The 23,217-nt window shown below is 60.7% G+C and carries 19 protein-coding genes and 2 pseudogenes; 14 read left to right on the top strand and 7 right to left on the bottom strand.

The window, feature by feature from the left end:
• Window positions 1-42 precede the first annotated feature (42 nt).
• The 3 genes and pseudogenes from AACY36_RS06695 to AACY36_RS06685 all read left to right on the top strand — a co-directional run bounded on the left by AACY36_RS06695 (window position 43) and on the right by AACY36_RS06685 (window position 2,762).
• On the top strand, window positions 43-807 hold the full coding sequence (locus AACY36_RS06695) for a sulfite exporter TauE/SafE family protein (RefSeq protein ID WP_339496836.1): 765 nt from the start codon (window positions 43-45) through the stop codon (window positions 805-807).
• 60 nt (window positions 808-867) lie between these two features.
• Window positions 868-1,113 (top strand): annotated as a pseudogene (locus tag AACY36_RS06690) (LysR family transcriptional regulator); the annotation flags it as partial.
• A gap of 203 nt (window positions 1,114-1,316) precedes the next feature.
• Window positions 1,317-2,762: a SulP family inorganic anion transporter gene (locus AACY36_RS06685; protein WP_339420535.1), complete on the top strand. Its 1,446-nt coding sequence runs from the start codon at window positions 1,317-1,319 to the stop codon at window positions 2,760-2,762.
• A 4-nt stretch (window positions 2,763-2,766) separates the two neighbouring features.
• Here the strand turns inward: AACY36_RS06685 and AACY36_RS06680 are convergent, their stop codons facing one another.
• Window positions 2,767-3,147 carry a lysozyme inhibitor LprI family protein gene (locus AACY36_RS06680; RefSeq protein ID WP_339420536.1) on the bottom strand — a complete coding sequence of 127 codons (381 nt, stop codon included), beginning with the start codon at window positions 3,145-3,147 and terminating at the stop codon, window positions 2,767-2,769.
• Between the two features lie 248 nt (window positions 3,148-3,395).
• On the opposite strand from AACY36_RS06680, the gene AACY36_RS06675 reads away from it, so the two are divergent.
• The 4 genes from AACY36_RS06675 to AACY36_RS06660 all read left to right on the top strand — a co-directional run bounded on the left by AACY36_RS06675 (window position 3,396) and on the right by AACY36_RS06660 (window position 7,555).
• On the top strand, window positions 3,396-4,745 hold the full coding sequence (locus AACY36_RS06675; RefSeq protein WP_339420538.1) for a GntT/GntP/DsdX family permease: 1,350 nt from the start codon (window positions 3,396-3,398) through the stop codon (window positions 4,743-4,745).
• A gap of 12 nt (window positions 4,746-4,757) precedes the next feature.
• Entirely contained in the window at window positions 4,758-5,618 is an 861-nt protein-coding gene (locus AACY36_RS06670) for a MurR/RpiR family transcriptional regulator (RefSeq protein ID WP_339420539.1), read from the top strand.
• A gap of 1 nt (window position 5,619) precedes the next feature.
• Entirely contained in the window at window positions 5,620-7,086 is a 1,467-nt protein-coding gene (locus tag AACY36_RS06665) for an N-acyl-D-amino-acid deacylase family protein (RefSeq protein WP_339420540.1), read from the top strand.
• Between the two features lie 100 nt (window positions 7,087-7,186).
• Entirely contained in the window at window positions 7,187-7,555 is a 369-nt protein-coding gene (locus tag AACY36_RS06660; RefSeq protein WP_339420541.1) for a glyoxalase superfamily protein, read from the top strand.
• Between the two features lie 319 nt (window positions 7,556-7,874).
• Here AACY36_RS06660 and AACY36_RS28220 read toward each other — a convergent pair whose 3' ends face one another.
• The 3 genes and pseudogenes from AACY36_RS28220 to AACY36_RS06650 all read right to left on the bottom strand — a co-directional run bounded on the left by AACY36_RS28220 (window position 7,875) and on the right by AACY36_RS06650 (window position 15,629).
• Window positions 7,875-8,738: a methyl-accepting chemotaxis protein gene (locus tag AACY36_RS28220; RefSeq protein WP_370467837.1), complete on the bottom strand. Its 864-nt coding sequence runs from the start codon at window positions 8,736-8,738 to the stop codon at window positions 7,875-7,877.
• A pseudogene (locus AACY36_RS28215) lies at window positions 8,730-9,659 on the bottom strand (methyl-accepting chemotaxis protein); the annotation flags it as partial. The gene AACY36_RS28220 and the pseudogene AACY36_RS28215, both read right to left, overlap by 9 nt.
• A 300-nt stretch (window positions 9,660-9,959) precedes the next feature.
• Window positions 9,960-15,629, bottom strand: a complete 5,670-nt coding sequence (locus tag AACY36_RS06650; protein WP_339427497.1) for a membrane-targeted effector domain-containing toxin — start codon at window positions 15,627-15,629, stop codon at window positions 9,960-9,962.
• A gap of 204 nt (window positions 15,630-15,833) precedes the next feature.
• Between AACY36_RS06650 and AACY36_RS06645 the strand changes: the two genes are divergently transcribed.
• Window positions 15,834-16,451, top strand: a complete 618-nt coding sequence (locus tag AACY36_RS06645) for an FKBP-type peptidyl-prolyl cis-trans isomerase (RefSeq protein ID WP_003176055.1) — start codon at window positions 15,834-15,836, stop codon at window positions 16,449-16,451.
• Window positions 16,452-16,605: 154 nt separating this feature from the next.
• Here AACY36_RS06645 and AACY36_RS06640 read toward each other — a convergent pair whose 3' ends face one another.
• The 3 genes from AACY36_RS06640 to AACY36_RS06630 form a co-directional block, all read right to left on the bottom strand.
• Window positions 16,606-16,863, bottom strand: a complete 258-nt coding sequence (locus tag AACY36_RS06640; RefSeq protein WP_003194088.1) for a PA4570 family protein — start codon at window positions 16,861-16,863, stop codon at window positions 16,606-16,608.
• Window positions 16,864-17,024: 161 nt separating this feature from the next.
• Window positions 17,025-17,366, bottom strand: a complete 342-nt coding sequence (locus tag AACY36_RS06635) for a zinc ribbon domain-containing protein YjdM (RefSeq protein ID WP_339420544.1) — start codon at window positions 17,364-17,366, stop codon at window positions 17,025-17,027.
• Between the two features lie 167 nt (window positions 17,367-17,533).
• Window positions 17,534-18,502 (bottom strand): polyprenyl synthetase family protein, encoded by a 969-nt coding sequence (locus tag AACY36_RS06630; RefSeq protein ID WP_339420545.1) that lies wholly within the window; start codon window positions 18,500-18,502, stop codon window positions 17,534-17,536.
• A 239-nt stretch (window positions 18,503-18,741) separates the two neighbouring features.
• Between AACY36_RS06630 and rplU the strand changes: the two genes are divergently transcribed.
• The 6 genes from rplU (at window position 18,742) to AACY36_RS06600 (ending at window position 23,059) form a co-directional block, all read left to right on the top strand.
• Entirely contained in the window at window positions 18,742-19,056 is a 315-nt protein-coding gene (gene rplU, locus AACY36_RS06625; protein ID WP_003176051.1) for a 50S ribosomal protein L21, read from the top strand.
• Between the two features lie 34 nt (window positions 19,057-19,090).
• Window positions 19,091-19,348 carry a 50S ribosomal protein L27 gene (rpmA, locus tag AACY36_RS06620; protein WP_003176049.1) on the top strand — a complete coding sequence of 86 codons (258 nt, stop codon included), beginning with the start codon at window positions 19,091-19,093 and terminating at the stop codon, window positions 19,346-19,348.
• 193 nt (window positions 19,349-19,541) lie between these two features.
• A complete protein-coding gene (gene cgtA / locus AACY36_RS06615; RefSeq protein ID WP_339420546.1) occupies window positions 19,542-20,765 on the top strand; it encodes an Obg family GTPase CgtA in 1,224 nt (407 codons plus the stop codon).
• A 111-nt stretch (window positions 20,766-20,876) separates the two neighbouring features.
• Window positions 20,877-21,995 (top strand): glutamate 5-kinase, encoded by a 1,119-nt coding sequence (proB, locus tag AACY36_RS06610; protein ID WP_339420551.1) that lies wholly within the window; start codon window positions 20,877-20,879, stop codon window positions 21,993-21,995.
• A 15-nt stretch (window positions 21,996-22,010) separates the two neighbouring features.
• Entirely contained in the window at window positions 22,011-22,475 is a 465-nt protein-coding gene (locus AACY36_RS06605) for a CreA family protein (protein ID WP_065874460.1), read from the top strand.
• A 101-nt stretch (window positions 22,476-22,576) separates the two neighbouring features.
• Entirely contained in the window at window positions 22,577-23,059 is a 483-nt protein-coding gene (locus AACY36_RS06600; protein WP_339420547.1) for a glutathione peroxidase, read from the top strand.
• The last annotated feature ends 158 nt before the right edge of the window (window positions 23,060-23,217 follow it).

The raw sequence follows: 23,217 nt of genomic DNA, 5'->3' as shown, positions 1-23,217 counted from the left end.
TGGCGAATTTCAGCCCTCATCGAAAAGCTCCACAATCCCTCCATGAATACCTTTCTCGCCTTCTACCAAACGATCGGCCCAGCCCTGACTCTGCTGGTCATCGGCACCTTCCTACTGGCCGGCACCGTCAAAGGTGTGATCGGCCTCGGACTTCCCACTGTAGCCATGGGCCTGCTCGGCCTGGCTATGCTGCCGGCGCAGGCTGCGGCATTGCTGATCATTCCGTCGACGGTCACCAACCTCTGGCAATTGGCGGTCGGCGGCCACTTGAGCGCGTTGGCCGAACGCCTGTGGCCGATGCTGCTGCTGATATTTCTCGGCACCGGGTTTGGTACTTTGTGGCTGGGCATGGACGGTGGTGGCTGGGTGGTCCATGCATTGGGCGGGGCGTTGCTACTTTACGCACTCAGCGGATTGTTCCTGCCCACGGTCAAGGTCAAGCCCCAGACCGAACGCTGGCTTGGTCCTCTGTGCGGAGTAATCACAGGCGTCATTACCTCGGCGACTGGCGTATTCGTGATTCCTGCGGTGCCGTATCTGCAAGCCCTGGGCTTGAGCCGCGACCAGTTGGTGCAGGCGCTGGGGCTGTCGTTCACCGTATCGACCCTGGCGCTGGCGGCCGGGTTAGCCTGGCGCGGCACCCTGGGCGGTGGCGAAATCAACGCGTCGCTGCTGGCGCTGGTGCCGGCGCTGCTGGGCATGTGGCTCGGCGAGGCGCTGCGCCAGCGCATCAGTGCGGTGCTGTTCAAACGCGTATTTTTCATCGGCATGGCGCTATTGGGCGGTCACTTGCTGATCAGTGGTTAAAGGCGCAACAGTTCAATCTCTCGGTGTAAGCTGCTGCGAACGGATAAGAGAGAACGCCGTGTGAAAGCCCGATCCGATGAGCTACAGATCTTCGTCAGCGTGATTGAGTGCGGTTCGATTTCCGCCGCCGCCGAACAGGTCGGGTATACGCCCTCGGCGGTCAGCCGCACCTTGTCGCGCCTGGAAGCCAAGCTCGACACCACGCTGATCAACCGCACCACGCGGCGCATGGACCTGACCGAGGAGGGCAAGTACTTCTTCGAGCAGGCCAAGGTGATCCTGGCGCAGATGGATGAGGAGAGGGTGTGATGTTCGCTTGAGACCGAGCTGCTGCCTTCGCGAGCAAGCCCACACATTTGACTGCATTCCAACGTTGAAACTCGGTCAAGTGTGCGCGGGCTTGCTCGCGAAAGGGGCCACTCGGTCTGTCTGGTTCACCCGACACTGGCCCCGCCGCGCTCAATTCCGTACCATTCCCCGCCTTATCCCCCGCATTACCCTGGTACCTCATGAACCTCACCCGTCTGCGCGCCGATGCCCTGGCTGGCCTCACCACCTCTTTTGCGTTGCTGCCCGAATGCATCGCCTTTGCCCTGGTGGCCCATCTCAACCCGCTGATGGGGCTCTACGGCGCTTTTATCATCTGCACCCTCACGGCATTGTTTGGTGGTCGACCCGGCATGGTGTCCGGTGCGGCAGGCTCGATGGCTGTCGTGATTGTTGCGTTGGTGGTGCAACACGGCGTGGAGTATCTGCTGGCCACGGTATTGCTGGGCGGGTTAATCATGGTTGCCTTCGGCCTGCTGCGCCTGGGCAAGCTGGTGCGCATGGTGCCGCACCCGGTGATGCTCGGCTTCGTCAACGGCCTGGCGATTATCATCGCCCTGGCACAGTTGGAGCATTTCAAAAGCGGTGAAACCTGGCTCAGCGGTACGCCGCTGTACGTGATGGCCGGCCTGGTGCTGGTGACCATGGCCATCGTCTACCTGCTGCCGCGCATCACCCGCGCCGTGCCGCCCGCGTTGGTGGCGATCCTCGGCGTCGGCCTGGCGGTCTACCTGCTTGGCCTGCCAACCCGCACCCTTGGCGACATGGCCCACATCGCCGGTGGCCTGCCAACGTTCGCGCTGCCGCAAATCCCCTGGACCCTGGAAACCCTCGGCATCATCGCGCCCTACGCGTTCCTGATGGCGATGGTTGGGCTGTTGGAAACCCTGCTCACCCTCAACCTCACCGACGAAATCACTGAGACCCGTGGCTACCCCGACCGCGAAAGCGTGGCCCTGGGCGCAGCGAATATGGTTTCGGGCCTGTTCGGCGGCATGGGCGGTTGCGCGATGATCGGGCAAACCGTGATCAATCTCAGCTCCGGCGGGCGCGGGCGTTTCTCCGGGGTGTTTGCCGGGGTGATGATCTTGCTGTTCATTCTGTTTCTGTCACCGTTTATCGAGCGGATTCCGCTGGCGGCGCTGGTGGGGGTGATGTTTGTGGTGTCGCAACAGACTTTCGCCTGGGCGTCGCTGCGCGTGATCAACAAGGTGCCGCTCAATGACGTGCTGGTGATTATCGCGGTGACGGTGATCACCGTGTTCACCGACCTGGCCACGGCGGTGCTGTGCGGCATTGTGATCGCAGCGTTGAATTTCGCCTGGCAACAAGCGCGCGAGTTGTATGCCGATGAACATCTTGAGGCCGATGGCAGCAAGCTCTATCGCCTGCACGGCACGCTGTTCTTTGCCTCGACCACACCGTTCCTGAATCAATTCGATACGCCCAATGATCCGGACCGGGTGACACTGGATTGCCGCCACCTGAGCTTTGTCGATTACTCGGCGATTGCTGCACTGATGACCCTGCGCGAGCGCTACACCAAGGCTGGCAAGCATCTGCGGGTGCTGCATTTGTCCGAGCGCTGCAAGAAGTTGCTCAAGCGCGCCCGGGTACATCATGAGTAAGTGATCAAGGCCCGACCAGGGTTTCCAGTTCCTGGGCGCGGGTCTGGGTCATGTCCAGCATGCAGCCGGTACCGTTGACCTGGTCGATGGTGCCGCCGGTGGCGGACCCTGCGAAGCCGCAATTGGCGTCACGGTACTTTATCCACAGGCGCTGCACGTCTTGCAGTTGTTGCTTGCGCGCGCCTTTCTGGGCGGCGAGGGCGGTTTTGTAGGCCTTGTTCAGGCGCGTGTCCTGGACCTTGGCTTCCTTGACGTTGCAACTGACCATTTCTACGGTCGTGTTGGCGCCGTCCATGCATTTTTTCCAGGCCGCGTTGTCGGCGGCTGAAGCAGTGCCACACAGGGCTAGAAGCACGGCACCGGCAGCAAGGGATGTGCGAATCATGGTCGATATTCCTGAGCTTAAAGGGATGTGCATTCTATGACTCAAGCGCTCGCGCTGAGTTTCCAGCCTTTTCTGAACCTCATGTAAGAACACCCCCCGAGTTTTCATGTACGGCTGTCGCGCATACCCCAACGCGACAGCGCTTACTCGTGGGCGAAAATCACTTTCATAGCATTTGAAAATGCCCTTCGGTAATGATTTATGAGTTTCACAACCCACTCGACGTGACCCTTTCCGAGGAGTACCGCATGGCCGCATCACCGGGCTTCGGGCTATTGGCATACGCTGCCATCGCTATCATTGCTTTGATCGTGCTGATTGCACGTTACCGGCTCAACCCGTTTATCGTCATCACCCTGGTGTCCATCGGCCTGGCGCTGATGGCCGGGATGCCGGCGGATACCATCATGGGCTCCTACGAGGCGGGCGTCGGCAAGACCCTGGGACATATAGCTTTGGTGGTTGCACTGGGCACCATGCTGGGCAAGATGATGGCCGAGTCTGGCGGTGCCGAGCAGGTGGCGCGCACGCTGATCAACCGGTTTGGCGAACGCAACGCGCACTGGGCGATGGTGTGCATCGCGTTCCTGGTGGGGCTGCCGCTGTTTTTCGAAGTCGGTTTTGTGTTGCTGGTGCCGATCGCCTTTACCGTAGCGCGGCGCGTGGGCGTGTCGATCCTGATGGTCGGCTTGCCGATGGTCGCCGGTTTGTCGGTGGTGCATGCGCTGGTGCCGCCGCACCCGGCGGCGATGATGGCGGTACTGGCGTACAACGCCTCGGTAGGGCAGACCGTGCTGTATGCGATTTTGATCGGCATTCCCACGGCAATCATTGCCGGCCCGGTCTATGCCAAATTCATCGTGCCGCGTATTCATCTGCCGGCGGAAAACCCGCTGGAACGCCAGTTCATCGAGCGCGAACCGCGCACGCGCCTGCCGAGCTTCGCGCTGACCATGGGCACTATCCTGTTGCCGGTAGTGTTGATGATGATTGGCGGCTGGGCCAACGTGATTTCCACCCCGGGCACGGGCTTTAATCAATTCCTGCTGTTTATCGGTAACTCGGTGATCGCGTTGTTGGTGGCGACGTTGGTCAGTTTCTGGACCTTGGGCCTGGCCCAGGGCTTCAACCGCGAGTCGATCCTCAGGTTTACCAATGAGTGCCTGGCGCCGACCGCCAGTATCACCTTGCTGGTGGGGGCGGGCGGCGGGTTGAATCGAATCCTTGTGGACGCTGGCGTCACCCACGAAATCCTCGGGTTGGCCCATGCCTTCCATCTGTCGCCGCTGGTGATGGGTTGGCTGTTCGCTGCACTGATGCGTATTGCTACAGGCTCTGCCACTGTCGCTATGACCACCGCCTCCGGCGTGGTGGCGCCGGTCGCCATGGGCCTGGGTTATCCACACCCCGAATTGCTGGTGCTGGCCACCGGCGCGGGTTCGGTGATCTTTTCCCACGTGAACGACGGCGGCTTCTGGCTGATCAAGGAATACTTCAATATGACGGTGATCCAGACATTCAAGACCTGGACCGTGCTGGAGACATTGATCTCTCTTGTCGCCTTTGGTCTGACGTACGGTCTGTCCTGCATTTTGTAACCCGGAGACCCCATGGACATCCTCTACCAGATCCGCGCCCGCCAGGATTCCTTCAGCGCCGGTGAAGGGCGTATCGCCAGGCTGATGCTGGAGGACGTGGGCTTTGCCGCTTCGGCCAGCCTGGAAGCGTTGTCCCAGCGGGCCGAGGTCAGCACGGCGACCTTGTCGCGGTTTGCGCGCAGTGTGGGGTGCCGGGATTTGCGCGACTTGCGCCTGCAATTGGCCCAAGCCAGTGGCGTCGGCAGCCGCTTCCTGGACCCGGCGGGGTTGCCGGAGCAATCGGCGTTTCATCGGCAGATTCTGGGTGATATCGAGGCGACTTTGCGTCAGCACTTGTCGGGGTTCAACCAGGCGAGTTTCGTTGACGCGGTCAGCCTGCTGGGCAAGGCACGGATGATCCACGCGTTCGGCATGGGCGGCCCGTCGAGCCTGTGCAGTGATGAATTACAGGTGCGCTTGGTGCGCCTGGGCTATCCGATTGCGGCTTGTCATGACCCGCTGATGATGCGCGTCACGGCAGCGACCTTGGGCCCGGACCATGCATTGATTGTGTGTTCCCTGACCGGCCTCACCCCCGAGTTACTGGACGTGGTGGAACTGGCGCGCAACTACGACGCGCGTGTCGTCGCCATCACCCTGGCCGATTCGCCCTTGGCCCAGTTGGCGGATGTGCTGCTGCCGTTGCAACCGGCCGAAACCAGTTTTATCTACAAGCCCACCGCCGCGCGCTACGGCATGCTGCTGGCCATCGACCTGCTCGCCACCGAGCTGGCGCTGGCTATGCCCGACGACAACCAGGAACGCCTGCGCCGGATCAAGCTGGCCCTGGACGATTACCGCGGCGGCCCCGATAGCCTGCCGCTTGGAGACTGATATGAAGTACGACACGTTGATACGCCAGGCGCTGATCATCGATGGCCGCAATACGCCCGGCTACGTTGCTGATGTAGGGTTACGCGACGGGCGCATCGAGACGATCGGTGACTTGTCGGCGGCCGTGGCCGAGCATGAAATCGACGCCATGGGGCGCGTGCTGGCGCCGGGTTTTATCGACGTGCACACCCACGATGACACCGTGGTGATTCGCCATCCGCAAATGCTGCCCAAGCTCAGCCAGGGTGTGACCACGGTGATCGTCGGCAATTGTGGCATCAGCGCCTCGCCGGTGGTTTTGCGCAGCGATCCGCCGGACCCGATGAACTTGTTGGGCACGCGCGAGGCGTTCACTTATCCACGTTTTGCCGACTACCGCGCGGCGGTGGACGCGGCGCATCCGGCGGTGAACGTTGCCGCACTGGTCGGTCATACGGCGCTACGCAACAACCATATGGACGACCTGCACCGCAGCGCCTCGCTGGATGAAATCACCGCCATGCGCGTGCAGTTGCAGGAAAGCCTTGAAGCCGGCGCCCTTGGTTTATCCACAGGCCTGGCCTATGCCAGTGCGTTCAATGCCGAGACTGATGAAGTGCTGCAACTGAGTGAAGAACTCACCGCGTTTGGCGCGGTGTACACCACCCATTTGCGCAGTGAATTCGAGCCGGTGCTGGAGGCGATGGACGAGGCGTTTTTGATTGGCCGGCATGCCAAGGCGCCGGTGATTATTTCCCACCTCAAATGCGCCGGCGCGGGGAATTGGGGGCGTAGCCCGCAGCTGCTGGCATCGCTGGAAGCGGCTGCTAAAACCCATCCAGTGGGGTGTGATTGTTATCCCTATGCGGCGAGTTCTTCGACCCTGGACCTCAAGCAGGTGACTGACGCGTTTCGGATCACCATCACCTGGTCGACACCGCACCCGGAGTTGGGCGGGCGCGACTTGCAGGACATCGCCGCCGAGTGGGACGTTTCGTTGATGGATGCAGCGCGTCGCCTGCAACCGGCAGGGGCTGTGTATTACGGGATGGATGAAGACGATGTGCGCAAGATCCTGGCGCATCCATTGTCGATGGTCGGGTCGGATGGGCTGCCGGAAGACCCGTTTCCACATCCGCGTTTGTGGGGGGCGTTTCCACGGGTATTGGGGCATTTCAGCCGGGATGTCGGGTTGTTTGCGCTGCACACGGCGGTGCACAAAATGACCGGCTTGTCGGCGGCGCGTTTTGGTTTGGCCGAGCGCGGTGAAATCCGTGAAGGGCACTGGGCCGACCTGGTGTTGTTCGATCCGCTGCGCGTGCGCGATGTGGCGGATTTCAAAGCACCGCAGCGGGCGGCGGAAGGCATCGATGGTGTGTGGGTCAACGGCGCGTTGAGCTACAGCAATGGGCGCGCGAATGGCCGGCGCGCAGGGCGCTTCCTGGCGCGCAGTGGGGATTTGCGCCGTGGATTCGTGGCGGGTGGATAGACCGGGTTATCGTTCATCGCAGGCTTGCCTGCGATTGCGATCTGTCATTCAACACGGGAAACCCTCTATAGTTTGGGTTTTCAGACACGGAGGCGGATACATGCACTTAGGAAAAGTTACCCCCATAGTGCGAATTTTCGACGAGGCCAAGGCGTTGGAATTCTACGTCGACTTCCTGGGGTTCAAGGTAGATTGGCAACACCGTTTCGAGGCGAATTATCCGTTGTACCTACAGGTGTCGCTGGGTGAGTGCGTGCTGCATTTGACTGAGCATCATGGCGACGCCTCGCCGGGCTCGGCAGTGCGTATTCAGGCGCAGGGAGTGGATGCGTATCAGCAGCAATTGGCGGGCAAGGATTACCGGTATGCCAAGCCTGAAGTTGAGGACACGCCTTGGGGCTCGCGCGAGATGAGCATCAAGGATCCGTTTGGGAATCGGGTGGTGTTTGTCGAGGAGAGCGAGGGCTGAGGGGTAAATCGCAGGCAATAAAAAACCGCCTTAGTAGGGCGGTTTTTTATTGCAATCCCAGTTAGTGGCTGGGGTTGCGACTTCATTGGAAGCTATGACCCGCATCCTAAGGCTCACGTGTTCCGGTAAGTGCGCTGGAGGTAAGGCCCAACTTACGGAGGGCCGAGTATGTTTAAGTTTGCACGACGTACATGGAACCTCGTAGTGAACTGCCTGCGTGCTTATCACGTATGGAAGTTCCTGCGGGACAGTTTTGATGACCGTTAAGGTCTGAGAAGGGGAGCCGCTTCGGTGTAGGCCGAGGCGGCTTTTTGGTTTCTTAAACCCGGAAGTGGCTGACCATCTGCTGCAACTGGCTACCCAACCGCGCCAGTTCCACACTCGACTTGGCCGTCTCATCACTCGCCGTCGCCGTCTGCTCCGAGACATCACGCACATTCACGATGCTGCGGCTGATCTCTTCGGCCACGGCGCTTTGCTGTTCGGCGGCGGCAGCGATCTGCTGGTTCATCGACTGGATGTTCGACACCGTCCGGGTGATGTTTTCCAGGGACACGCCAGCCTTGCGTGTCAGCTCGACGCTGCTGTCGGTGAGGCTGCGGCTGTTGTTCATCACTGAGGCGACTTGTTGAGTACCGTTCTGCAAACCGGCAACCAGGCCTTCGATTTCTTCAGTGGATTTCTGGGTGCGCTGGGCCAGGCCGCGCACTTCATCGGCTACCACGGCAAACCCACGACCGGCTTCACCGGCACGCGCCGCTTCAATCGCCGCGTTGAGGGCCAGCAGGTTGGTCTGTTCGGCCACGGCCTTGATCACGTCCATCACGCTGCCAATCTTGTTGCTCTCTTGTTGCAGGTGCGCCATGGCGTCGGTGGAACGCGCCACTTCGGCGGCGAGGCGCTCGATCTGGGCAATGGCCTCGGCGACCACTTTGTCGCCGGCGCGGGCTTGGCCGTCGGCCTCGGCCGCGGCCAGGGAAGCTTGCTCGGCGTTGCGCGCAACTTCCTGCACGGTGGCGGTCATTTCGTGCATCGCCGTAGCGACCTGATCGGTTTCGATCTTCTGGCTGTTCACACCGGCGCTGGTCTGCTCGGTCACGGCCGACAGTTCCTCGGCGGCGCTGGCGATCTGGGTTACGCCGTCGCGAATACCACTGATCAACTCGCGCAGGGTGGTGCCCATGCGCTGGATGCCTTGTTGCAGCACACCCAGTTCATCGCGGCGGGTCACTTGGATGGTGTGGCTCAGGTCGCCGGAGGCAATGCGTTCCACCACGGCCAGGGTGTCCTGGATGGGGCGAGTGATCTGGCGAGTGATGACCCATGCGGCGATAACGCCCACCAGCAGCGCCAGCAGTGTGCTGATCAACTGCAGGCTGCGCGCCTGGGTGCTTTCGGCGTCGCGACGGGTCAGCTGGATCTCGTACAGCTTGTCGCTGATCGTGACGATGTCGGCGCCCTGGGTGGTCATCTCGGCACGGGCGGATACGATGTTGGCGTTGGCGGCCTTGTAGTTCTGCACGGCGCTGCGATAGGCACCCAAGGCTGTTTCCAATGCGGTCAACGCGCTTTGCTGGCGGGTGCCAAAGGCAGTGTTCAGGCCTTTCAAGCCTGCAATGGCATTCTCGATTTGCGCTGCGGCGCGGGCTTCGGTCTCCGGACTGACGTTGGCGGTGTAGCCACGCACTTCGTAGCGGGCCAATTGGAATTGCATCTTCGCGTCGGTCACTGCCTGGAATTGTGCAAGGTACTCCGAACTGTCGGGCATCTGTTTAACGCTGGCTTCCAGCGCGTCGATCTGAGCATTGGCGATATCAGCCTTGTCGCCCATTACCTGGCGCGAGGCGTTGCCGTTACGGTAAGCCTCGCGCATTTTGTTCAGCGATTGCTGGTAAGCGGTGATGATGGATTTCTGCTCGTTGAGCAGCTTGAGGTTTGCCGGGCTCTTGAAGCTGTCCAGCAGTTTCTGCTGCTGGGCAGCGAAGGTATCCAGGCTCGTCTGTACGTTCTGCGCCACGGCTTCGTCGCCGTTGGCGAGCATGTACTGCAGGCGCACGATTCGCAGTTTGGTCAGGGAGGCGTTGAGCTGGGTGATGTCGCTCATCCAGTTGCTGCGGTCGATCAAGCCGCCCAGGCTGGTCCAGCCGGTGAGCGCCAGGATTGAGGTGAGAACCAGCACCAGGCCAAAGCCCAGGCCGAGTTTGAGGTTGACGCTGATGTTGCCGAACCAGCTGTTCATCGATACTCCGCAAGAATGATTTCGGTGTGCTGGACGGTGTTGTTGTTGGGGCCAGCTGAGTTATGTAGGCCTGTATCGGCGGCAATGCGTGAACCTGAAATACTTTTGTTGCCCGAATGACCAAACGGTCCCACCCTGGCAATGGGCGGGGCCTTCAGGTGTGAGTCAGGTCACCGGTCGCAGGCCCGGCCCAATGCCCAGGGGCGGATGGCTCTTGAGCGCCTCGATCAATTGCGACAGGTGCAGGAAGCGCTGTTCGTTGAGTCGGTCCCATCGATTGATGAAGTAGCGTCCGCGCTCGTCGATTTGAATGGCGGTGGTCACGATTTCATCGTTTCTGGAACGATGCACCAGGTTGATTTCAGTCGACGAACGCCGCTCAATCAGGAACTCACCGGCCTGCTTGAGTTTGCTCCGATCAGGTAGTGCTACTGGCGCCGGGAGCGCTCGGCCCGGCACGCCGACGGTCAGTTTGAAGTCGCTGCGCAAGGCTATTCCGCCGGCATCGTCAGCCGTTTCCCAGGCGCCGACGTGCAACGGCTTTGCGAGGCTTGGGGCTACATCGTGAATATGCAGGCTGACGGCGTTCTGCAATTGCGCAATCCCCGGTACCAGGTAATGGGTGTCGGTGTGGGCCGTGCCCATCAGCGCCACCCATTTATGCGCACCTTGCGCCGCCTGGTCGGCCTTGATCACTTCGTTGGCGAAATAGCTGAACAGCGTAGGCCGAACGTTGGCGCCGCCGATGCCCTTGGTGTGGTAGCTGGCGGTGCAATCAAGCGCTCGCACGCGGATCCCGTATTTATTGGCCGCGCTCAGCACACCGATGTAGGTATGGGGCCCGCTGTAGTTCCACATATGGCCGAGGTCTTGCCGCTTTACATAACGTTGCAAGCGCTCGGGCATTTTCAAACCGCTGTGGAAAGCGTCCAACTGTGCCTGATGCAAGTCCGTCAGCAGGTGTTCCACATAGAGGGTCCGGACCCCCTGTTTTTTCAGCCATTTCATGTGTTTGATTAGAAACTGCTTAGGTGATACGGCCGAATGCACTTCGCCAATCACCAGCCCGAGCCTTGACTGATAAAGGCGCTCCAGAAACGCCACTTCTGTGGTTGCCGTGGCCAGCAGCGTCAATGACGGGCGTTTCGTGAAGGTGTAATCGGCAACGAAACGGCTGGCTTGCCGATGAAGCTGTTCTCGCTGATCGATAAAGCTCTGGATAGCGGCCTGTTGCGTCTTCGACCGGTGCTGCGAGGCGTAGCGCGTGTCGAGGCCGCGGTGCTCGCTGGCCAGTTGCGTGATGTCCTCGTGAAGTGTCGCAGGGAGGTCGAACGTGTCGAAATGCGATGACACCGCCGCCGCCTGCACAACCCGTGACGAGCCGGGTGATGGCAGCACACGGGGGGCTGTCGTCATGGCGAGCCTGTAATCCCCTCGGGATTGGGCGGCACCGCTGACGTCGGGCCAGATACCGTTCACCCCGCCTGGCGGTACCTCCTCGACCCGTAAGGCCAGCGCATTTTGCAGGTCGGCCAGGCCCGGTATCTGATCATAGGTGCCTAGGCGATTTTGTTCGACCAAAGCGATCCAACCGTCTGCGGCATCGCGTTCCAGGATTTTGTGGGAATAGAAGTTTCTCAAGGTGCTGGCGCGAGGGATAAAACGCTCGCCGTCCCCCAACGCGAGTACGTGTTCCAGATGGTAGGAGGCAGAGCCATCCAACGCCTCCACCGCGATAGTGTGCCGGTGGGCGGCAAGCATCAGTTTGCGGTAAGTGAAGGGGGCGTCGCGGTGCAGTCCGAGCGCGCTGTCGACCTCGGCCAGGTGGTCTTCCACCTGCTTCAGTGCGCGTGCGATATCGCCCTTGGCCTGCTTGTTCAGCACCTGCAGTTTGCTGCGCAAAATATCCGCCGGCAGGTTTTCGAGATACAGGCGCTTCAAGCCTTGCTTGGCCAGCGCCGGCATGTGCTCGATGAGCAATTGCTTGCTGGCGATGGCGTTGTGTTGGGCCCCGATGATCAAGCGTTTGGTGGGCGCGAACAGGGTTTGCAAAATGCCCGCGTGGGAGGCGTCGGGGGCCAGTGCCGGCGCGGCGGTCCGGGCAGGACGCGGTCCTGGGGTCTGGAAGAACTGGTTGGCATCTTCAGTCAGGCGTAATACCTGCGCGGGGTACGTTTCTCTGAGCGGGGCCAGCGCTGCGCTGGCCTGTGTGCGGGACGCATCGGCCAGGCCGGCGCCCCAATCGCTCTGCTCCTTAAGGAAGTCGGGCGCCAGTACAGCCCTGAAATTCTTGCTCTGATCGGGAGCAATCTCATACGGGGCCAAGGGGTTATCGACGCCCTCCGCCAGCTTTTCGTATTTCGTCTTACCACCTCCCGTCAGGCCGGAACGCGTCCAGTTGCCGCTGGCGTCCTGATTGACCAGGCGTGCCGTTGAACGATAGTCGCCCGTTCGCGCGTCAAGGCGATAGAGCAGATGCCGGCCCAGCGCATCGGATTGTTGCGCGGCCCACAGTGACTGGCCATCAAACAGCACGGGTTGCAGGCCGGGTGGCACGGTGCTTTTGAGTGGCTTGAGTGCAGCGATTTTCAGGGCCTGCTTGCTGGCGGGAATCAACGGACGCAGGGGCGACAGCAAATTGAACGTCCCCTTCAGAACCTGGCGGTAATCAAACAGCAAGGCACCGCCGCTGTTAAGCAAGTAACCGAGAAAGTGCTGCAGCGCCAGGGCTTTATCGCGCTGCTGATAGGCGTTGAGCGCCAGCATGGCGTCCTTGAATGCCAGTAGGCCGCCCAGGCTCAGGCTCAGGGGCGGGAATGGGATCGTGGCGACGGCGGTGAGCCATTCCACGCAGGTCCAGAGAATGCCGGTGATTTTCTGCATGCGGTTGACGGTGGTGGCGTTGACCTCATCGATCTTGCGTTGCAGCGCCATGTTGTAGAACTCATGGCGCAGATCGGCCAGGGGGGCCGCGTGGGCGATCGCGTCATAGCGGGCCGGGCTTGGCGTAGTGCGGTTGATATCACTGGGCAGGCCTTTGCGCACGCTCTCCAGAAATCCGCTGACCCGCGATCGGGACTGTGTCGGCACGCGTCCACAGAAGTAGGCCGGCATGCCGTCGACCTGCTTGAGCAGATAGTTGAACAGCCTGGCCTCGCGAAAACTGATGCCATCCGGAGCATTCGGGGTATAGAGCAGCGTGGGGTTGTCGGCGTGACTGAGCAGGTAGTTGCCGATCGCCCATTCACCGTCGATGAACAAACGGTACACGCGGTAGCTGTTGCGTTGGCTGACGGCCTTGTCGCCCAGGCCATCGATGCCTCGCTCCAGCCAGGCCAGGTCGGCACTGGCGATGTGGCCTTGGAGGCGGGACTCGAGGGCGGCGCTTTTCATCTGCAATTGGTTGATCTTCAGGATGGCGTTGCGCCGGTCGTCATACCCTGGGCTTTCGGTTTGCAGTTGCAGGCGGACCCGCTCGGTGTAGCGCTGGCCGATCCACACCCCGGTCACTGAGCGAGCCACGTTCTGCGCGGTCAGCCGGCTCAGGTCCACGCCAGCGGGGCCGCGGAAAGTGGCGCTGGCGGAGAACTTTTCGTCGAGGAACCCCACGCCGTCTTCGTAACCGTCGCGGTACAACTGGGTGTAGGGCATTTCGGTTTTCGGCCCCAGCAACGGCTTGGGCGAGTAGACGAAAACCGTGTCTGGATCGACATCATTCTGCTGACGCCCCAACAGCCGATTGAGGCTGGCTTTGGCGTGCTCATGCACATACGCCTCAAAGGTCGGCAGACGCGCCTCCGAATCCGGCCGGGCATCGTAGGTGCGCTGTGCGCCCTGGGTATCCTCGGCCAGGCTGGTGAGTTTGATTCGGTTGGCTGCCGACGCTGCTCGATACCAGGGTGGGCTGCTGTGTTGGTAATCGTCCAGCGCCTGGGATTCGAGCCAATGGGCGACCATCGCGTCCAGGCAGTCGGCATGGTTACACGCCGGGCCGAAGGTGACTTCCTGATACTCGTCGTCCCCTGGCTTAAAGCTCAGGTTGTTCATAAAGGTCGCCATCTTGGGACGAAAGCGCACGGGGACTTGCTGGATCACATAGTCACGCATCGCCCCGGACGCTTCATCCGCCCAGCCGATGATGTGGGTCTGGCATTCCCGCAGGCTGTCGAAGGCCATGAACTGCCGAGCGCGCGGGGCTTCGGGAGTGCATAGCAGCAGGCGCTTGACCTGGCCGCTGGCAGCTTCGTCGCGCAGTAGCCACAGGTCCTTGAGTTGCGCGCCATGTACCAGCACCGGTTGCGCCCGCAGGTGCGGATGAAGATTGGCGCGCAGTTGTTCGAAGCGCCGGTAGTCGGCCGTGTCCAGATGGCCCTGGAGCCTGGCGAGGGTCGCCAGCGTGAGCAGGCGTTGATCGAGCAGCGCCCTAGTCGCCTGTTTGATTTCAGGCGTACCGAGCATGCTTTTTTGCTCGGCGGCGAAGTCCAGGCGCGGATGCAGGTGTTGTAACAGGAGGGACAAAGCTTGCGGAGTCAGTTGGGCATGATCACCCTGCAACGGCGCGTCGGCGTAGGTGAGTTGGCTGCGATGCAGGAAGTCGGAGCCAGGCAACCCGTCGTCGGTGTGCAGGCCTGCCAATGCCAACGCCACCAGGTCATGGCGTTGTGCATAGTCGCCGACGAGGGAGACCTTGCGCTGGGTGGTGATGTGCAGTTGGTGCGGATCGAGGTCGTGGATATCCATGTCGTCTGCCAGCCGCTCTACCAGTTGGTAGTGCGCCAGGGCCTGTGGTGTGGCGGCAGGGCCGAACAGGTCGAGGAATGACTGGCGAGCCTGATTGTAGTTCGCCAGTTTCGCGATTAACGCGTGTTGGTCAGTCGCTGCGGCATTGCGGTACCAGGCGGGCAAACGGTTGTAGAGGGCTTGTTCCAACAGGCGTTGGGCGCGAAATTCAAGGCGTTCGCTGAGGTCGGGCAGCGCCGCCTGAATGGCGGCGTCCAGCAATGGAACCCGCGTGGCAGGCGTTTGGTTCGCCAGGGCGGCTTCGATGTCGAGGCTGCGTTTGTTCAGCAGCGCCTGGTAGCTGAATTCGAACAGCGGCTGGCCGGTGATCGGTTGCAGTTCCAGGGGCCAGATACCGGCGCTGTGCACGTGTTGATAAGCCACAGGCAGGTGGCGAGTGAGCGCGTCCCGGTCGGTGGCGGTTGCCATGATTGTCAGCAGGCCCTGGTCGAGGTCGTGCAACGAGTCGAAGGGTTCCAGGCCACGGGATGGCGTGAATAGCAGTACCGGACCGACCGGCTCGCCGCAGGTCAAGTCGTTCACCACGGGGCTGGCCTGGCGCGTGAGCACGAAGGCGCCGGCAAAGGCCACGGTCTGTTCCTGATAGGTGAACGTCAGGGCATACATGCCTGGACGAAACGCCGGGCCGCGGGAGCAGTCTTCCACCATGCGCTGGTCGGACGGTGTGAGCAGGTAATCCTTGGCGTTGAGGCTCGCTTCCTGTTCCAGCGCGGTGCTGCCGGCGGTATAGATCATGTAGGCCTTGCGGCCCTGGCCGTCCACGCGGCTGGTTTCATCCAGGGTTTGCAGTTGCTGGTCTAGATTGGTTTTCAAGCGCGCGAGCGAGGTGTCGTCTTCGGCAAGGCCTTTGTAGAGCGCGCGGGCCTGGGTGAAGAAAGCCGCGTTGGCTTGCTTGAGCGTGGCGTTCACTTTTTCCAGCGCTTGGAGCGTGTGCGGCAATTGGACGGGGCGCAGCGTCTGGCCGCGCAGTGTCGGGTCGATCTCGAGCAGTTGGGTCTCGAGCTGCTCGAGGGTGGGTTCGGTCTGGGTGCTCATCGGCACAGTCCCCATGATGATGGAATGAATCCTCAGCATGAGGTAACGCCCGGGCGGCGCAGCGGTAGATAGCTAGGGGCAGGGGTGGGGCTCATCAGGGGCAGGTTTTCTGTGCTAGTCTGCTGGCCCTTTTAGTTCTGGATGGCACGGGAAGCGCAGCGCTCATGCAGCTTTTTCGGTGTCTTCCTACAGCGGAGCCTCTTCATGTCCGAAGTTAATCTGTCCACCGACGAAACCCGCGTCAGCTACGGTATTGGCCGTCAGTTGGGTGACCAACTGCGCGATAACCCGCCGCCGGGCGTGAGCCTTGACGCGATCCTGGCCGGCCTGACCGACGCCTTCGCCGGCAAGCCAAGCCGTGTGGACCAAGAGCAGATGGCCGCCAGCTTCAAAGTGATCCGCGAAATCATGCAAGCCGAAGCGGCTGCCAAGGCTGAAGCCGCAGCGGGCGCCGGCCTGGCGTTCCTGGCTGAAAACGCCAAGCGTGATGGCATCACCACCCTGGCTTCCGGCCTGCAATTCGAAGTGCTGACCGCAGGTGATGGCGCCAAGCCAACCCGTGAAGACCAAGTGCGTACTCACTACCACGGCACCCTGATCGACGGCACTGTGTTCGACAGCTCCTATGAGCGCGGCCAGCCTGCAGAATTCCCTGTTGGCGGCGTGATCGCCGGTTGGACCGAAGCCCTGCAATTGATGAATGCCGGCAGTAAATGGCGTCTGTATGTGCCGAGCGAACTGGCTTACGGCGCTCAAGGCGTTGGCAGCATCCCGCCGCACAGCGTTCTGGTGTTCGACGTCGAACTGCTCGACGTTCTGTAAGACTGGGTAGCATTGACGCCAGCTTGATGTGGGAGCTGGCTTGCCTGCGATAGCATCACCTCGGTAGCAAGGTTGACCGAGTCGTCTGCATCGTGGGCAAGTCGAACCGCCGACTCCCACATCAGGCCGGTGCATTCATGGCTTGTAGTGTCGCTCATGGATGAAACTTGCCATTGAGCTCCGTGGCCGGGCGCAACGCTCGGGCATAGCAGAACAGAAACAGATTGCGCACCACTTCCTTCAACACGCCAGGTTCACTTGAACTCAGCCCGTTGACGTCCAGGTCACCCTGATCCTGCAGTTCATTCAGGGCTTCTTCTTCCAGTACCGCACAGACTTCGCCGGTTTCCCGATGCAGGATCCGCAGGTAAGGGTGTGGGCGGTCCAGCCAGGCATCTATCAAATAAGTCATGGGTCGCATCTCCTTGATGGGTTTCAATGAGAATAATTCTTATTCGTAGAATAGCAAGTGACTATTGGCGGTTTCTGGTTTTTTCTGTGTGGATATTGCGTAGGCTCAACGTAGAGGGCGAAACGCCATCCCGCGGCGGGCGCGGGATGGAGGTAGCATATTCAGACTTTGCGCACGAACTCGGACTTGAGCTTCATCGGGCCGATACCGTCGATCTTGCAATCGATATCGTGGTCGCCGTCGCACAGGCGGATGTTCTTGACCTTGGTGCCGACCTTGACCACTAGGGAGGTGCCCTTGACCTTGAGGTCCTTGATCACGGTGATGGTGTCGCCGTCCTGCAGCACATTGCCGACGGAGTCTTTCTTCACGGTTTCGTCGCTGGCCGCTTCGGCCTCGCCATTGGCGGACCACTCATGGGCGCATTCCGGGCAGATCAGCTGGGTGCCGTCTTCGTAGGTGTATTCGGAGTTGCATTTCGGGCAGGGTGGCAACGTGCTCACTAAAGCTCCTTAAAAGTCAGGATGGCTAAAAGTCGCACATTATATAGGGTTTATCGCAAGGTTGGGGCGCCGCAGAACTCTGTGGGAGCTGGCTTGCCTGCGATAGCGGCAGTGAACTCACTAAAGTCATCGCTGGCAAGCCAGCTCCCACATGAAACCGGGCAGTATCAGTGCGTACGTGCGACCGCAAACTCACTCAGCTCAACCAGGGCGTCCCGGTATTCACTGGCCGGCAGGGCGTCCAGGCACTTGATCGCACGGGCGACATAATCACGCGCCAACTGCGCGGTGTACGCCAGCGAGCCTGACGCCTCGACGGCGGCACGGATGGCCTCCAGGTCTTCGATCCCGCCTTTCTGGATCGCCTTGCGCACCAAGGCGGCCTGTTCCGGCGTGCCTTCGCGCATGGTGTAGATCAGCGGCAAGGTCGGCTTGCCTTCGGCCAGGTCGTCGCCGACGTTCTTGCCCAAGGTCTCTGCGTCGCCAAGGTAGTCGAGCAGGTCGTCCACCAGTTGGAAGGCTACGCCCAGGTGGTCGCCAAACGTGCGCAGGGCTTCGGACTGTTCGGCCGTCGCGCCACACAGTGCAGCGGCGCTGTGTGTGGAGGCTTCGAAGAGCATCGCGGTTTTGCCGCGAATCACTTCCATGTAGGTTTCTTCGGTGGTGCTGGCGTCCCGGACCTTCGACAGTTGCAGCACTTCGCCCTCGGCGATGATGCGCGTGGCCTGTGAAAGAATTTTCATCACCGGCATCGAGCCAAGTTCAACCATCATTTCAAACGAGCGCGAGTACAGGAAGTCGCCCACCAGTACGCTAGGCGCATTGCCCCACATGGCATTGGCGGTCTCGCGGCCACGGCGCATGCCGGACATGTCGACCACGTCGTCATGCAGCAGGGTGGCGGTGTGCAGGAACTCGATAGTGGCCGCCAGCAGGCGCAGGTCATCGCCTTCGCGACCCAGGGCCTTGCCGCACAGCAACACTAATAAAGGACGCAGGCGTTTACCGCCCGCCGACGTAATATAGTCGCCAATTTTGGAGACCAGCGGCACTTTAGAAGTCAGCTGCTTCTTGATGATGCCGTCGACGGCGCTAAAATCGTCCGCGACCGCGCGGTAGAAAGCTTGGGGTTGCATCAGCGACAGTCGCTCCAGAAGGGTTGCGCGGCATGCTAGGACCCAGGCCCCCGGGTGTCAAGGCGCGATAGACGGCCACTTGCAACGCGTCAAAGCCTTGCGTACAATCGCGCACCCTGAACTTCCTGGGCAGCACCTGCCTTACGCAATTGCATTCGGGACGTCCATCCCATGCAGCCATGCCAGCCAATACCTCTTCTTATAAAGCGCTGGGTGAGCAGGATTATCGGAGAAATACCATGTCGTACGCAGTAATTGTTACTGGTGGCAAGCAATACAAAGTCGCCCCAGGTGAATACCTGAAGATCGAAAAACTGGAAATCGCTACCGGCGAATCCGTTACTTTTGATCGCGTTCTGTTGGTCGCCAATGGCGATGACGTGAACATCGGCGCTCCAGTTGTTGCTGGCGCTACCGTTGTGGCTGAAGTGATCTCCCAAGGTCGTCACGATAAAGTCCGCATCATCAAGTTCCGTCGTCGTAAGCACCACATGAAACGTATGGGCCACCGCCAGTGGTACACCGAGATCAAAATCACCGGTATTCAGGCTTAATTTCAGCCTAATTCCTCACTAGGAGAATTGACTCATGGCACACAAAAAAGCTGGTGGTAGTACCCGTAACGGTCGCGACTCAGAAGCCAAACGCCTTGGCGTTAAGATGTATGGCGGCCAGAAAATCATTCCGGGCAACATCATCGTGCGTCAGCGCGGCACCCAATTCCACGCCGGTTACGGTGTTGGCATGGGTAAAGATCACACCCTCTTCGCTAAAATCGAAGGCGTGATCAAGTTTGAAGTAAAAGGCGCGTTCAACCGCCGTTACGTGAGCGTTGTCGCAGCTTAACTGCGAGATCGCTGGAAAAGCCCTGTCTCGCGACGGGGCTTTTTCGTTTGTGGGGTGAGTCTCTTGCAAAGCTGTTTGTAATGGGCTCAGGCGCGGGATGTGCGGTCGTTGATTGAGGTCGCTGCGCTCATTTTTGCAAGAGTCTTATGTCTTGGTTTCTTAAGCTCGTCCGTGCGGCGAGAGGCGTTTTGTTATGAAGTTCGTTGATGAAGTTTCCATCCGAGTAAAAGCAGGCGACGGCGGTAACGGTTGCATGAGTTTCCGTCGCGAAAAATTCATCGAAAACGGTGGCCCTAACGGCGGTGATGGCGGTGACGGCGGTTCCATCTACATGATGGCCGACGAAAACCTCAACACCCTGGTCGACTACCGTTACACCCGGCACTTTGATGCCGAGCGTGGCTCCAACGGCGGCAGCACCGACTGCACCGGTAAAAAAGGCGAAGACCTGGTACTGCGCGTACCGGTTGGCACCACGATCATCGACTCGGCCACCCAGGAAGTGATTGGCGACCTGACCAAGGCCGGCCAGAAGCTGATGGTTGTGCAGGGCGGCTGGCACGGTCTGGGTAACACCCGATTCAAGTCCAGTACCAACCGCGCGCCACGCCAGACCACGCCAGGCAAGCCGGGCGAGCAGCGTGACCTAAAACTGGAAATGAAAGTCCTCGCCGACGTAGGTCTGTTGGGCCTGCCAAATGCCGGTAAAAGTACCTTCATTCGCTCAGTATCGGCCGCCAAGCCGAAGGTCGCCGACTACCCGTTCACCACCCTGGTACCTAACCTGGGCGTGGTCAGTGTCGACCGTTGGAAAAGCTTCGTGGTCGCCGACATTCCTGGCCTGATCGAAGGTGCTTCCGACGGTGCTGGCCTGGGGATTCGCTTCCTCAAGCACTTGTCGCGTACCCGTTTGCTGCTGCACCTCGTCGACATGGCGCCGCTGGATGACACCAGTGCACCGGACGCCGCCGAAGTGATCGTCAGCGAACTGACCAAGTTCAGCCCGGCCCTGGCCGAGCGTGATCGCTGGTTGGTGCTGAACAAGTGCGACCAGATCCTCGAAGAAGAGCACGAAGAGCGCGTCAAGGAAATCGTTGACCGCCTGGAATGGACTGGCCCGGTCTACGTGATCTCGGCTATCGCCAAAGAAGGCACCGAGCGCCTGACCCGCGACATCATGCGCTACCTCGAAGACCGTGCCGACCGCCTTGCGGCCGACCCGGTGTTCAAGGCCGAACTGGCTGAACTCGATCAGCAGGTCGAAGACGAAGCCCGTGCCCAGTTGCAGGCCCTGGACGACCAGCGTGCCCTGCGCCGCAGCGGCGTGAAGTCGGTCCATGACATCGGCGACGATGATTGGGACGAAGAAGACGTGGATGATGACGACGGTCCGGAAATCATTTACGTGCGCGACTGATCTGTTGCGATAAACTTGAACGCCGCTCCTTTTAGAGCGGCGTTTTAGTATCTGGGTATAACGTTATGGGCGGCGCTGGGTCGCGCAGCCATCACTCTAGGGTTGAAGATGATGCGGAGCAAAGTGACAGGTGCGCAGCGCTGGGTCGTAAAGATCGGAAGTGCGCTGCTGACGGCGGATGGCAAAGGTCTGGATCGCGCAGCCATGAGCGTCTGGGTCGAGCAGATGGTGGCCTTGCATGAAGCAGGCGTCGAGTTGGTGCTGGTGTCGTCCGGGGCCGTTGCTGCCGGGATGAGCCGTCTCGGCTGGACCGCGCGACCCAGCGCGATGCACGAGCTGCAAGCCGCCGCTGCCATCGGCCAGATGGGCCTGGTGCAAGCCTGGGAATCCAGCTTTGCCGAGCACGGTCGCCACACGGCGCAGATCCTGCTGACCCACGACGACCTGTCCGACCGCAAGCGCTACCTCAACGCCCGCAGCACCCTGCGTGCGCTGGTGGAGCTCAAGGTCATCCCGGTCATCAACGAAAACGACACGGTGGTCACCGACGAAATCCGCTTCGGTGACAACGACACCCTGGCCGCCCTGGTAGCCAACCTGGTGGAAGCCGACCTGCTGGTCATTCTTACCGACCGCGACGGCATGTTCGACGCCGACCCGCGCAATAACCCTGACGCCCAGCTTATCTACGAAGCGCGCGCCGATGATCCGGCGCTGGACGCCGTGGCCGGCAGTGTCGGCGGCGCCCTGGGCCGTGGCGGCATGCAGACCAAACTGCGTGCCGCACGCCTGGCCGCACGTTCCGGCGCGCACACCATCATCGTCGGCGGGCGCCTGGAGCACGTACTGGACCGCCTCAAGGCCGGTGAGCGCATCGGCACCCTGTTGTCGCCGGAACGCGGCATGCTGGCGGCGCGCAAACAGTGGCTGGCCGGTCATCTGCAAACCCGAGGCACGCTGGTGCTGGACGAGGGGGCCGTATCAGCGTTGTCCCAAGGCAACAAGAGCCTGCTGCCGGTGGGCGTCAAATTGGTGCAGGGCAGCTTCCGCCGTGGCGAGATGGTGGTCTGCGTTGCGCCGGACGGTCGTGAAATTGCCCGTGGCCTGGCCAACTACAGCGCCCTTGAAGCGCAGAAAATCATTGGACAATCCTCTGATGCGATTGTCGGACTATTGGGTTACATGGCGGAACCTGAACTGGTGCACCGCGACAACCTGATCCTGGTCTAACCAAAGGAATACACGATGCGTTTAATGAAGGGAATGCTCGGCCTGCTGTTGGCCATGCCGCTGCTGGCGTCCGCCGAGGAAGTCGGCCAGGTGTCGACGGTGTTCAAGTTTGTCGGCCCCAACGACCGGATCGTGGTCGAAGCGTTTGATGACCCCAAGGTCGACGGCGTGACGTGCTACCTCTCGCGCGCCAAGACCGGCGGCGTCAAAGGCGGCCTGGGCCTGGCTGAAGACCGCGCCGAAGCCTCGATCGCCTGCCGTCAGGTAGGGCCGATCCGCTTCAAGGGCGAGCTCAAGGATGGCGACGAAGTGTTCAAGGAGCGCACCTCGCTGGTGTTCAAGACCATGCAGGTGGTGCGTTTCCTCGACAAGAAGCGCAATACCCTGGTGTACCTGGTGTACAGCGACCGACTGATCGAAGGCAGCCCGCAGAACGCCGTGACGGCGATTCCGATTTTGCCCTGGCCGACCGCTCAGTAACCCGTAGGCGAGTTTTGCAATCGGCGTCTATGATTGCAGGCTTGCGGGCTGTAATCTCGAAGCGCCGCAATGCGAAGAATATGGGATATCTGGAGTTCGTCATGAGTGCTTTCCACGACCTGAAACTCAAAGCGTTGGACGGACACGAGCTGCCGCTTGCGCCCTTAAAGGGGCAAGTGGTGTTGGTGGTCAACGTGGCCTCCAAATGTGGTTTGACCCCGCAATACGCCGCGTTGGAAAAACTCTACCAGCAGTACAAGGGCCAGGGCTTTACCGTACTTGGCTTGCCGTGCAATCAGTTTGCCGGCCAGGAGCCGGGTACTGAGGAAGAGATCCAGGCGTTCTGCAGCCTGAACTACGGGGTAACGTTCCCGCTGGGCAGCAAGCTCGAGGTCAACGGCCCTGATCGGCATCAACTGTACCGCTTGCTGGCAGGTGAGGGCGCCGAGTTCCCCGGGGATATCACGTGGAATTTCGAAAAATTCCTGCTGGGTAAAGACGGCCGGGTGCTCGCGCGCTTTTCGCCGCGTACAGCGCCGGATGATCCGACGATCGTCCAGGCCATCGAAAAAGCCCTGAGCTGAACCCCTTCCGGTGTAGCTTCAAGTCTCAAGTTGAAGCCGCAAGAATAAGCGCCAGCGCTCCTCTTGCAGCTTCAAGCGTGTAGCTACTGACTGCTTTCATACCCCTTAATCACTCGGATCAATAGTGCTACTCAGCGCTGCGCACTCCCCATATTATC

Source organism: Pseudomonas sp. EA_15y_Pfl1_P101 (assembly GCF_963970835.1).
GTDB classification, from domain to species: domain Bacteria; phylum Pseudomonadota; class Gammaproteobacteria; order Pseudomonadales; family Pseudomonadaceae; genus Aquipseudomonas; species Aquipseudomonas tritici.
Note: the sequence above shows the minus strand (reverse complement) of the source record. Positions and strands in the feature narration are given on the sequence as shown.

Excerpts from the sequence above, each read along its gene's own strand:
- AACY36_RS06695 (WP_339496836.1), top strand. The coding sequence starts at position 43 with ATGAATACCTTTCTCGCCTTCTACCAAACGATCGGCCCAGCCCTGACT.
- AACY36_RS06685 (WP_339420535.1), top strand. The coding sequence starts at position 1,317 with ATGAACCTCACCCGTCTGCGCGCCGATGCCCTGGCTGGCCTCACCACC.
- AACY36_RS06680 (WP_339420536.1), bottom strand. The coding sequence starts at position 3,147 with ATGATTCGCACATCCCTTGCTGCCGGTGCCGTGCTTCTAGCCCTGTGT.
- AACY36_RS06675 (WP_339420538.1), top strand. The coding sequence starts at position 3,396 with ATGGCCGCATCACCGGGCTTCGGGCTATTGGCATACGCTGCCATCGCT.
- AACY36_RS06670 (WP_339420539.1), top strand. The coding sequence starts at position 4,758 with ATGGACATCCTCTACCAGATCCGCGCCCGCCAGGATTCCTTCAGCGCC.
- AACY36_RS06665 (WP_339420540.1), top strand. The coding sequence starts at position 5,620 with ATGAAGTACGACACGTTGATACGCCAGGCGCTGATCATCGATGGCCGC.
- AACY36_RS06660 (WP_339420541.1), top strand. The coding sequence starts at position 7,187 with ATGCACTTAGGAAAAGTTACCCCCATAGTGCGAATTTTCGACGAGGCC.
- AACY36_RS28220 (WP_370467837.1), bottom strand. The coding sequence starts at position 8,738 with ATGGGCACCACCCTGCGCGAGTTGATCAGTGGTATTCGCGACGGCGTA.
- AACY36_RS06650 (WP_339427497.1), bottom strand. The coding sequence starts at position 15,629 with ATGAGCACCCAGACCGAACCCACCCTCGAGCAGCTCGAGACCCAACTG.
- AACY36_RS06645 (WP_003176055.1), top strand. The coding sequence starts at position 15,834 with ATGTCCGAAGTTAATCTGTCCACCGACGAAACCCGCGTCAGCTACGGT.
- AACY36_RS06640 (WP_003194088.1), bottom strand. The coding sequence starts at position 16,863 with ATGACTTATTTGATAGATGCCTGGCTGGACCGCCCACACCCTTACCTG.
- AACY36_RS06630 (WP_339420545.1), bottom strand. The coding sequence starts at position 18,502 with ATGCAACCCCAAGCTTTCTACCGCGCGGTCGCGGACGATTTTAGCGCC.
- rplU (WP_003176051.1), top strand. The coding sequence starts at position 18,742 with ATGTCGTACGCAGTAATTGTTACTGGTGGCAAGCAATACAAAGTCGCC.
- rpmA (WP_003176049.1), top strand. The coding sequence starts at position 19,091 with ATGGCACACAAAAAAGCTGGTGGTAGTACCCGTAACGGTCGCGACTCA.
- cgtA (WP_339420546.1), top strand. The coding sequence starts at position 19,542 with ATGAAGTTCGTTGATGAAGTTTCCATCCGAGTAAAAGCAGGCGACGGC.
- proB (WP_339420551.1), top strand. The coding sequence starts at position 20,877 with ATGCGGAGCAAAGTGACAGGTGCGCAGCGCTGGGTCGTAAAGATCGGA.
- AACY36_RS06605 (WP_065874460.1), top strand. The coding sequence starts at position 22,011 with ATGCGTTTAATGAAGGGAATGCTCGGCCTGCTGTTGGCCATGCCGCTG.
- AACY36_RS06600 (WP_339420547.1), top strand. The coding sequence starts at position 22,577 with ATGAGTGCTTTCCACGACCTGAAACTCAAAGCGTTGGACGGACACGAG.